The organism is Salinisphaera sp. (assembly GCF_035690525.1).
Taxonomy (GTDB): domain Bacteria; phylum Pseudomonadota; class Gammaproteobacteria; order Nevskiales; family Salinisphaeraceae; genus Salinisphaera.
Genome location: NZ_DASSKM010000081.1, coordinates 1 through 9,562, shown reverse-complemented (window position 1 = coordinate 9,562; position 9,562 = coordinate 1). Strand labels below are relative to the sequence as shown.

The window sequence follows — 9,562 nt, the reverse complement described above, 5'->3', positions numbered from 1 at the left end:
AAGGTCGTCACCCAGCGCTGGCCGGAACCGGCGCACGGCTCGGATGCATCGTTTTCGTTCCCGACCCACGACTGAAGTCGGCGTACTTTTCGCCATAGAGTGCGATGATAACCATATCGGGAGCCTAAACGGCTCTGGCATAAGTAGTTAAAGGAAGGAGAACAAATGGGTAAAGTGAGGTGCGGCCTTATCCAAATGGGCCTGAAAGGCGACACGTCGATGCATCCGAACGAGATTCGGGACAAGATGCTCGAGGCGCATCTGCCGATGGTCGACCAGGCCGCGGAAAAAGGTGTGCAGGTACTCTGTTTCCAAGAGGTCTTTACGCAGCCGTATTTCTGTCCGAGTCAGGACAAGAAATGGTACGACACGGTCGAGAAGATTCCGGACGGGCATACGACCCGCCTGATGCAGGAGTATGCGCGCCGCCATAATATGGTGATCGTGGTACCGATCTACGAGGAGGAAAGCCCGGGTGTCTACTACAACACCGCCGCGGTGATCGATGCCGATGGCAGCTATCTCGGCAAATACCGGAAGAGCCATATTCCCCAAGTCGCGCCTGGATTCTGGGAAAAGTTCTATTTTAAGCCCGGCAATCTCGGCTATCCGGTATTCGACACGGCGTACCTGAAACTCGGCGTCTATATCTGTTACGACCGCCATTTCCCCGAGGGCTGGCGTGCCCTCGCGTTGAACGGCGCGGAATACATCGTCAACCCCTCGGCTACGGTCGAAGGTTTGAGCAAGCACCTGTGGGAGCTCGAACAGACGGCTTCGGCCGCGGCGAACGGCGTCTTCATCGGCGCGATCAATCGTGTCGGCACCGAGGACCCCTGGACCGATCAGATGGGCAATTTCTACGGTTCCAGCTATATCACCAACCCGCGCGGTGAAATCGAAGCCCAGGCTAGCGCCGATCAGGACGAACTGTTGATCCACGATATCGATCTGGACAAGGTGCGCGAGGTGCGCAACACGTGGCAGTTCTATCGCGATCGCCGGCCGGATACCTATACGCCGCTGACCGAGCAGCGGTGAATTGTAGTGTACGCCGCCACCTCGGATGTGTTCCCGTCGCCGGACGGATGTCATGTGAAGGGCTTTCGGAGGCACCGGAGCGTGCTATTTTCAGATTTATGGAAATGATGGGCACGCAGACCGGTCATTCGCTGGTCGGGCGCGGATCGGCGCTGAAGCATCGACGGGTTCAGCGATGAGCGCGAGGATCGGGTCGGATTCAGCCGGTCAGGGCAATAGCGCCGCCGGCTGGTGGCGCTCGATGGCGTGGGCCGAAATTTTCAAGGGGTAATCCTTTCAGAAATTCGATCGACCCGCAGACAATGGATAAATAAACGCAACACGCGAAAAGGGGGCGACGATGAGTGAAACAAAACGGCTGAAAGACCTCGCGCTGCAAACGGACGCCGAGGTCGATGAAGTCTGCGACCGGGTTCGGGACTCTCGTCTTTACAACGAGGATCTGGCGCCCGCCGGCCCCGCGCGGCGTACTTGGCACACGTGGCACATCATGGCCATGTGGCTGAGTATTTCGGTGGTCATAACTACCTACACGCTGGCCTCCGGCCTCATGGCCTCCGGGATGAACTGGTGGCAGGCACTGATGACCGTCGGCCTGGCCAATCTCATCGTGCTCATCCCCATGATACTCAACGCCCATGTCGGGGTGCGCTACGGTATTCCGTTTCCGGTGTTCGTGCGCTCCTCCTTCGGCACTTCGGGGGCGAATTTTGCAGCGCTCTCCCGAGCCGTGGTCGCCTGTGGATGGTTCGGCATTCAGACCTGGCTCGGCGGTCTGGCGGTTTCCGGCATTCTGACCGCGCTGTGGCCCGCATGGGCCGACGTAACCGGCCATACATTCATCGCGTTCTTTGTTTTCTGGGCCATTCAGATGGCGATCATCGTGCGCGGCATGGAAACCATCAAGATCTTCGAGTCCTGGGCGGCGCCGCTTCTGATCATCGTCGCGCTCTGGTTGCTGGTCTGGGGATTCTCCGCGGGCGGCGGTCCGGTTCATGTTCTGCAGGCCTCGGAGTCCATGACCACGAAGAGCCAGCATTCGTTTTGGAGTCTATTCTGGCCCGGTTTGGCCGCCAATGTCGGCTACTGGGCGACCTTGAGCCTGAATATTCCCGACTTTACGCGCTTCGCGCGCTCGCAACGCTCCCAGACCGTCGGCCAGATCGTCGGGCTTCCTGTGTCGATGATCATCTTCAGCTTCATCGGCATCGCTACGACCGCCGCCACGGTGGTCGTGTTTGGCAAGGCGGTCTGGAACCCGGTCGACTTGGTGCCGATGGTTTCTCATAACCCGTTCGTGCTGGTGGTCGCGCTGGTGGTGATTGCCATCGCCCAGATCAGCACAAACATGGCCGCGAACACGGTCGCGCCGTCCAACGATTTCTCGAATGTGGCCCCCAAGCTGATTTCGTTCCGGACCGGGGGGTTGATCACCGGGGTCATCGGCGTGTTGATGTTCCCGTGGGCGCTCATGGACAACGCCGGCGCTTATATCTTTACCTGGCTTGGCGGCTACGGAAGCCTGCTGGGTGCGATCGCCGGCATCATGATCGCCGATTATTGGCTCGTGCGCCGACGCAATCTAAATCTCACGGATCTTTATCGGGTCGAAGGAGAATATCCACGTTGGAACTGGCCTGCGTTCGTTGCGATGGCGTTTGCCATCATCCCGGTCATTCCCGGATTCATCGTCGCTGCGAGCACGCCGGGCGGCAACGTCGATAACCCATCGATGATCGACAGCCTGTTCAACTACGGCTGGTTCTTCACCTTCGGCGTGTCCGTGATCGTGTACTGGCTGATTTCGTTGCTCCGGCAGTCGACGAGCACCGACGGGAGTCTTGGCGCAGCCGGAAAAGCGAAGGCCGGCTCTTAACAGGCCCGCGCTTGATGCACGCGCCAGTGTTTTCGTGGCGTTGCTTCGCAATAGCATGTAACGGATAAAGCCCGACTTTTAATCGACCAAGAAGTCACCAAAGCCAAAGCGACGGAGGAGCGAAGGAGTTCATTATGTCTGTATTTATAAAGAACGGAACAGTCGTCAACGCCGATCAAAGCTTCAAGGCGGATGTGCTCTGCGATGGAGGCCGGATTGTCGCCGTTGGCGAGGATATCGATGCGCCCTCCAGTGCAGAAATCATCGATGCATCGGGTCAGTATGTCATGCCGGGCGGGATCGACCCCCATACGCATATGCAGATGCCGTTCATGGGCACCACGGCGAGCGAAGATTTCTATACGGGTACGGCGGCCGGGCTGGCCGGCGGTACCACCATGATCATCGATTTCGTGATTCCCGCTCCGCAGGAGCGGCTGCTGGACGCCTACGAAAAATGGCGTGGCTGGGCCGAGAAGGCCTCGGCCGACTACTCGTTCCATGTCGCTGTGACCTGGTGGGACGATTCGGTCCACGAAGACATGGGCACGCTGGTCCACGAGCGCGGCGTGAACAGCTTCAAGCATTTCATGGCGTACAAGAACATCATGATGGCCGACGACGAGATCATGGCCAACAGTTTTCGTCGTGCCCTGGAACTGGGTGCCATTCCGACCGTGCACGCCGAAAACGGCGAGCTGGTGTATCAGCTTCAGCAGGAGATGCTCAAGGCCGGCATCACCGGCCCGGAAGCGCATCCGCTTTCGCGTCCGCCCGCGGTGGAAGGCGAAGCGGCGGATCGCGCCATTCGTTTCGCCCAGACGTTCAATGTACCGCTGTATATCGTTCACAACTCCTGCAAGGACTCCGTGGACGCGATCACCCGCGCACGAGCCGAAGGCCACCGGGTGTACGGCGAGTGTCTGGCCGGGCACCTGTTGATTGACGACAGCGTCTATCGTCATCCGGATTTCGAGTTCGCGGCAGCTCATGTCATGAGCCCGCCGTTCCGTGCGCCAGAGCACCAGGACGCACTCTGGCGTGCGCTACAGGGCGGTAATTTGCAGACTACCGCGACTGATCACTGCTGTTTCTGCGCCGATCAGAAGGCCATGGGTCGCGAAGATTTCACCAAGATCCCCAACGGAACCGGCAGCGTCGAGGATCGTCTGGCGGTGATCTGGGATGCCGGCGTGAACACCGGCCGGTTGACCATGAACGAGTTCGTGGCCGTGACCTCGACGAACACCGCTCAGATTTTCAACGTTTACCCCCGGAAGGGCACGGTCAGTGTAGGCGCCGATGCGGATGTTGTCGTCTGGGACCCGGAAGGCACACGAACCATCTCGGCCAAGACGCATCATCAGAATGTCGACTTCAATATCTTCGAAGGCCGAACCGTACGCGGGGTTCCGAGCCATACCGTCAGCCAGGGGCGCATCGTCTGGCGCGACGGTGAACTACGGGCCGAACGCGGCGCCGGGCGTTACATCGATCGTCCGCCGTTCGCACGGCCGTTCGACGGCATGGACGAGCGTGCCCGGCGCAACGCACCGCAGAAGGTGGAGCGCACATAACTAACCCCCTGCGCTTTAAAAGCAGGCCGAAGGCGCAGTCGCCATAAATATGTGCTTTCGGCCTACCTCTCAGGGACATTATCGACCATAGCGACGACTTTGCGGCATTGGCGGCGCACGCATGGCACCCGATATCAATGCGCTGGGTGAAGCCTATTTGCAATGGCGGGACGACGACATACTTGTTCGCTTAGATGACTAGCCGTCGACGCGCCTTTTACGTCCTCGATAGACTTTCGTGTCGTCCAGACCACGTTTCGGGAGAGTGGCCCTGCGCGTCAGCGATGATAATAACTTTCTCACTTTCTCTGTCGCGGGTTGCAACTTTCTGCGTACCCAAAATCGCCGACTTATAACCATCTGCGGTGCCGTGGTCGGAACGGTGCTGGGGCTGATGCGTATCGATTTGTACTTGGTGCAGTTCCTGCTGCTACTCGGCACACTCATTCCACCGATCGGCGGCATTATCATTGCCGATTTCTTCTACAAGCACCGCGGTAAGTATACGTTGCTGGAGCAGACGCATTTTCGCAAATTCAACTGGGCCGGAATCGGCGCATATGTTCTGGCCAGTCTGATCGCTTTCTTCAGTCCGGGTGTGCCGCCAATCAACGGCATCATCGCCGCGGTCGTCGGCTATATTGCCTTCGACAAGGTCCTGAGTCTGCTCGGTCACTCCCAGGATCACGCGCCCGTGAAGGCATAGCCGTTAACAAGAGTCTTCGTAACGCATTCGTTCCTGCAAACGCGAGTCAAAATATGGGCAAAGCAGACGGCGACAAGCACTATATGTATCAGGCGCTCGAGCAAGCGCGGCAAGGCTTCGATGAGGGCGGCGTACCGATTGGCTGTGTGCTGGTCCGGGAGGGTGAGGTCGTCGGTGCGGGCCATAATCGCCGCGTCCAGCGCGATAGCGCCATCCTGCACGCCGAGATGGACGCCCTGGAAGCCACCGGCCGGCAGCCCGGCGCGTTTTACAAGAACGTGACGCTCTACACCACGCTCTCGCCCTGTGCTATGTGCAGCGGCGCGATTCTTCTTTATGGCATCCCACGCATCGTCATCGGGGAAAACGAGAACTTCACCGGCGACGAGGCGCTACTTGCCGAACGCGGCGTCGCCGTCGCGGTGCTGCATGACGCCGATTGCGCTGCGCTCATGCGCCGTTTCATGGCCGAAAAACCGGAGCTTTGGAACGAGGATATTGGCGACTGAGCCATTGCGGCATGCCCGGGCGCTTAGGCTATCCGCGCGTCCTGGCCCCGGATTCTGCATACAATCCTAAGCCCTTGAGGACGAGATTGATGAGAAATGTTTCGGCAGCCTTAAAATCCTCGGTCTCAAGCTGCTCTTTTTGTAGAAGCATTCGGATTTGTGCGGAAAAATCGGCGTACGACTGGGTAGACGACCAGATCAGGAAAAAAAGATGATAGGGATCGATCGAATCGATCTTGCCGTCTCTTATCCAGCAGTAGACCAGTTCGACGTCTTTTTTTAGCTGGGGGCGCAAACGCGCGTGTATCGCTTTCTCGAGATTACGGGCGCCGCCGATGATCTCGTTGGCAAAAACCCGAGACGCATTCGGTCGTATGCGGGAGAACGCGATTTTCCCGCGAATATAAGCCGCGATCTTGTCGGCGGGCTCGTCACCCGCCTGCTCGAACAGAGCCATCTTTCCGATCCAGTCATCGAGGATCGATACCAGAAGACGGTCGTAAATCTCGGCTTTCGAGGGGAAGTAGTAGAGAACATTCGGTTTTGAAAGCCGGGCCTGCTCCGCGATCATCCCCACGGTGCCGCCATTATAGCCGTACGCCGCAAATACTTCTTCGGCCGCGGATAGTATGCGCTGGCGATTGCCCTCGCCGGTTATCGAGTGTCGTCTAGGCTGGGTTTTGTTCGGCCGCGTGTTCAACAGCATTCCGCTTTTGGGAGATAATAGGGACGGTAGCGCTAGCTTGCTTGCGTTCGGTCATTGCTCGTTCGGCCCGCGATCGCGGCTGCTCCGGTTCCGCATCGGTAGTCGTTTTCATTGCCCGCCGATCGCATCGCGACGCTGCCCATCACGGTGCCGGACAGCACCGCGATGACCAGCAGGCTGGCGCGGGGCACAGGCTATCGTATAAATGGCCGGAGTGCGTCCGCAGCCTGTCTCTTGTCAGCTCATTTTTGGAATGATCTTTTCGGCATAGTCGGCGATAAGGCGTTCCTCATCTCCGTTGTCGAGGTAGATGTTGAACTGGGTAATGCCGGCCGCTTCCAACTGCTTCAGCTTGTCGATGTGGTCGTCGACTTGGCCGAGCACACCGAAGCTTTCGACGATATCCGGGGTGATGAAGTCGAGATACGGATTGTCGCTCTGGCCGTGCTTCTTGTAATCGTAGCCGCGCCGTTTTTCGATGTATTCGGTCAGGCTGCGCGGCACCCGATCGGTATCCTGGCCGTATTTTTCGACGATGTCGGCGACATGATTCCCGACCATCGCCGGGAACCAGCGGGTCTTTTCGATGCATTCATCCATCGGGCCGGTAAAAGCCGGCGCGGCCGACATGACCCGAAAGTTGGACATATCTCGACCGGCCGCCTCGCCGGCGTTAATCGCCTGATCGGCCAGCCATTTGCAAATGGACGGATCGGCGATCTGTAGGATCACGCCGTCACCGTACTCGCCGGCGGTTTTCAGTGCTTTCGGTCCGTAGGCGGCGATCCAGACCGGTACGTCGTGGCCTTGCGCCCACGAGAACTGAACCGACTCGGTGATTTCTTCGTATTCGATCTCTTCGCCGCGTATCACGGCCTTGAGCTTTTCCGTGAATTCGGCAACCCGGGCCAGCTTGGCCGGCTTCTTGCCCATCATCCGCAGGAAGCTGTCGCCGCGGCCGAGGCCGACATCAAAGCGGCCGCCGCCCTGACGGGCGAGGCTACCGAACAGGCTGGCCGCCATCGACCAGTCGCGGGCATTCGGATTGGTGACACAAGGCCCGAAGCGCATGTTCGTGGTGTGCTCCATGCACATGGCCATCATCGGGTAGGGGTCCGGCCAGAGAATCGGCGAGTCGTAGAACCAGCAATGACTGAAACCGCCGGTTTCGGCCTGACGCACCAGATGACGCGCGCGCTCGGGGCTGACGAATCCCTTGAAACAAATACCGAATTCCATGATCTAAGTCCTCCGTTATAGTGATTCGGCGGCGCACTGGCCGCGTTCTTATGACGTGCCGGGTGCCCAAATACGGATACCTGCTCCGGTGAAGGGCACGGCTTTGGAAATATTCAGGCGAATGAGCAGCGGCGTAATCGCTTCGATGCAGCGGGCGCTGTAGGCCGGGCCGCAGTTGTAGGCTTCGACGCCAATACGCTTGATCAGCGCGATCACTTTCTTTTTGGCATCGATATCGTCGCCGCAGACCAGAACGTCGCAATTGATCGGCTGGTCGAGCGCGTTCAGGCTATGCGCCGAGACGTTATGCAAAGCGCCGACGACCGGGATTTCAGCTCCGAGCAACGCCTGGGCAGCCTCCGTCGCCGAGCCTTCGGGCGGCATGTCCACTTTCTTGGGATTGCCGTCGGCGAGCGGCACCACCAGATCCACAAGAATTTTTCCGGCGAGCTTGGGCCGAAGTGCGGCAAGCGTGGCGTCATGCGCGCCGTACGGCGTGGCCAGGAACACCATCTCGCCGGCCTCGGCGACCGCCGTCTCGTTGTCGGCGCCGGTCAGCGTGCCCTGAGCCTCGGGAATCTGTGCTTTGAGCTCTTCGACGGTCTGCGCCGCGCGTTCCCGTTGACGCGAGCCCAGCACGACATCCACGCCGGCCCGGGCGAAGCGGAGCGCGAGGCCGCGGCCCTGCGGGCCGGTTCCTCCAAGAATAGCGATCTTCATCGGAATAGGTCCTCGGTCTCGGGGCGCAGGAGATCCTGCGCCGAACTTGTGGGATCGGCCTGCCAGCGCAGCCCGTTGAAAAGCACGACGGGCGTGCCGGCGGCCTTGGCCATCAAGAGCCCGGACGCCGCGGCGATCTCGTCGGCCAGCGCCGGGACAGTCGCTTTCAGCGTGCGGCCGTAGGCGTCGGTCGAGCCGGTCAGGTCGGCCAGGGCCGGAATGCCGGCAATTCCGATCGCGACGTTGACCAGGCCGCGCCGCCACGGCCGGCCGAAAGTGTCGCTGATCACGACACCGACCTCCGCGCCCAGTACGGCAGCCAGTGCCTGTTGCAAACGCCGGGCGCTGTCATCGGGCTCGGCGGGTAACAGGAGAAGGCTGTCCGGTCGGTCGATGTTGGACTCGTCCACCGCGGCGTTCGCACAGACGAAGCCGAGCCGATGCTCGGTGATGAGCACGCCCTCGGTTTGGTCGCTCCGAGGCGGCGCCGCGCGGACAACCCGGCGTGATTCGTCGAGGATGACCTGTACTTTTCGCGGGTCCTTGTGCACGCGTGTCGCCAACTCGCGCGCCTCTCGCGACGGCTGGACACCCGGCAGATGAACGTATCGGCCTTCGGATTTGGACACGATTTTCTGGGCGACGACCAGAACGTCGCCGTTGCGGATGGCGAGCTGCGACCGCCCGGCGGCTTGAGCCAGCAGGCCGGCCAGGTCGTCGCCCGGCTCGATGTCCGGCATGCCCTGGAGTACGCGCAGTGCGATCTCGCTGGTCACGGGTGCATCCCCGCGCCGCGCGTCGGTTGGAGATGGATTCGCTGCCCGCGAAGATCGGCCGGTGTATCGATGTCGCGGCTCAGATTTGGCATCCGCAAAAGCCGGCAGGAAATGCCGCGCTGCCGAGCCGACAGCATATGTCGCCGGCTGGAGCCGAAGCCGAAATCGAAGCGGATCACATTCGGCGGCGATGTCAGCAGCGCATTGGTGCCACCGTCGGTTGCCGCGCAAATGGTGACCGCCGGCCCGTGGTCGATCGCGGCCAATAGAGTGGCGATCTCTTGCGCCGAGAGTTCGGAGATATCTGCCGGGATAAGCAACTGCGCATCGAAGCCGTGCTCGACGCTCCATTCGGCGGCGAACGCCGCCGCCGCGGACAGCCCGGCTGCCCGGGGTTCTAGAATAACCGTCG

At 60.2% G+C, this 9,562-nt stretch carries 9 protein-coding genes and 1 pseudogene; 5 read left to right on the top strand and 5 right to left on the bottom strand.

The genetic code is table 11. The annotated features are described in order from the left end of the window. Positions 1 to 165 precede the first annotated feature (165 nt). The 5 genes from VFJ08_RS06000 to VFJ08_RS05980 all read left to right on the top strand — a co-directional run bounded on the left by VFJ08_RS06000 (position 166) and on the right by VFJ08_RS05980 (position 5,709). Positions 166 to 1,041 carry a nitrilase-related carbon-nitrogen hydrolase gene (locus VFJ08_RS06000; RefSeq protein WP_324996181.1) on the top strand — a complete coding sequence of 292 codons (876 nt, stop codon included), beginning with the start codon at positions 166 to 168 and terminating at the stop codon, positions 1,039 to 1,041. A gap of 340 nt (positions 1,042 to 1,381) precedes the next feature. After that, on the top strand, positions 1,382 to 2,917 hold the full coding sequence (locus VFJ08_RS05995) for an NCS1 family nucleobase:cation symporter-1 (protein WP_324996179.1): 1,536 nt from the start codon (positions 1,382 to 1,384) through the stop codon (positions 2,915 to 2,917). A gap of 134 nt (positions 2,918 to 3,051) precedes the next feature. Further along, on the top strand, positions 3,052 to 4,494 hold the full coding sequence (hydA, locus tag VFJ08_RS05990) for a dihydropyrimidinase (RefSeq protein ID WP_324996177.1): 1,443 nt from the start codon (positions 3,052 to 3,054) through the stop codon (positions 4,492 to 4,494). Between the two features lie 265 nt (positions 4,495 to 4,759). After that, positions 4,760 to 5,200 (top strand): cytosine permease, encoded by a 441-nt coding sequence (locus VFJ08_RS05985; protein WP_324996175.1) that lies wholly within the window; start codon positions 4,760 to 4,762, stop codon positions 5,198 to 5,200. 83 nt (positions 5,201 to 5,283) lie between these two features. Next, a complete protein-coding gene (locus VFJ08_RS05980) occupies positions 5,284 to 5,709 on the top strand; it encodes a nucleoside deaminase (RefSeq protein WP_324996173.1) in 426 nt (141 codons plus the stop codon). A gap of 28 nt (positions 5,710 to 5,737) precedes the next feature. Here VFJ08_RS05980 and VFJ08_RS05975 read toward each other — a convergent pair whose 3' ends face one another. The 5 genes and pseudogenes from VFJ08_RS05975 to VFJ08_RS05955 form a co-directional block, all read right to left on the bottom strand. Next, positions 5,738 to 6,415 carry a TetR/AcrR family transcriptional regulator gene (locus VFJ08_RS05975; RefSeq protein WP_324996171.1) on the bottom strand — a complete coding sequence of 226 codons (678 nt, stop codon included), beginning with the start codon at positions 6,413 to 6,415 and terminating at the stop codon, positions 5,738 to 5,740. 237 nt (positions 6,416 to 6,652) lie between these two features. Further along, positions 6,653 to 7,654, bottom strand: a complete 1,002-nt coding sequence (locus VFJ08_RS05970) for a TIGR03842 family LLM class F420-dependent oxidoreductase (RefSeq protein WP_324996169.1) — start codon at positions 7,652 to 7,654, stop codon at positions 6,653 to 6,655. Between the two features lie 48 nt (positions 7,655 to 7,702). Continuing rightward, complete coding sequence (gene npdG, locus VFJ08_RS05965; protein WP_324996167.1) at positions 7,703 to 8,374, bottom strand: NADPH-dependent F420 reductase; 672 nt, start codon at positions 8,372 to 8,374, stop codon at positions 7,703 to 7,705. Further along, complete coding sequence (gene cofE, locus VFJ08_RS05960) at positions 8,371 to 9,150, bottom strand: coenzyme F420-0:L-glutamate ligase (protein WP_324996165.1); 780 nt, start codon at positions 9,148 to 9,150, stop codon at positions 8,371 to 8,373. The genes npdG and cofE overlap by 4 nt, the downstream gene beginning before the upstream one ends. Next, a pseudogene (locus tag VFJ08_RS05955) lies at positions 9,147 to 9,562 on the bottom strand (hypothetical protein); the annotation flags it as partial. The pseudogene VFJ08_RS05955 and the gene cofE, both read right to left, overlap by 4 nt.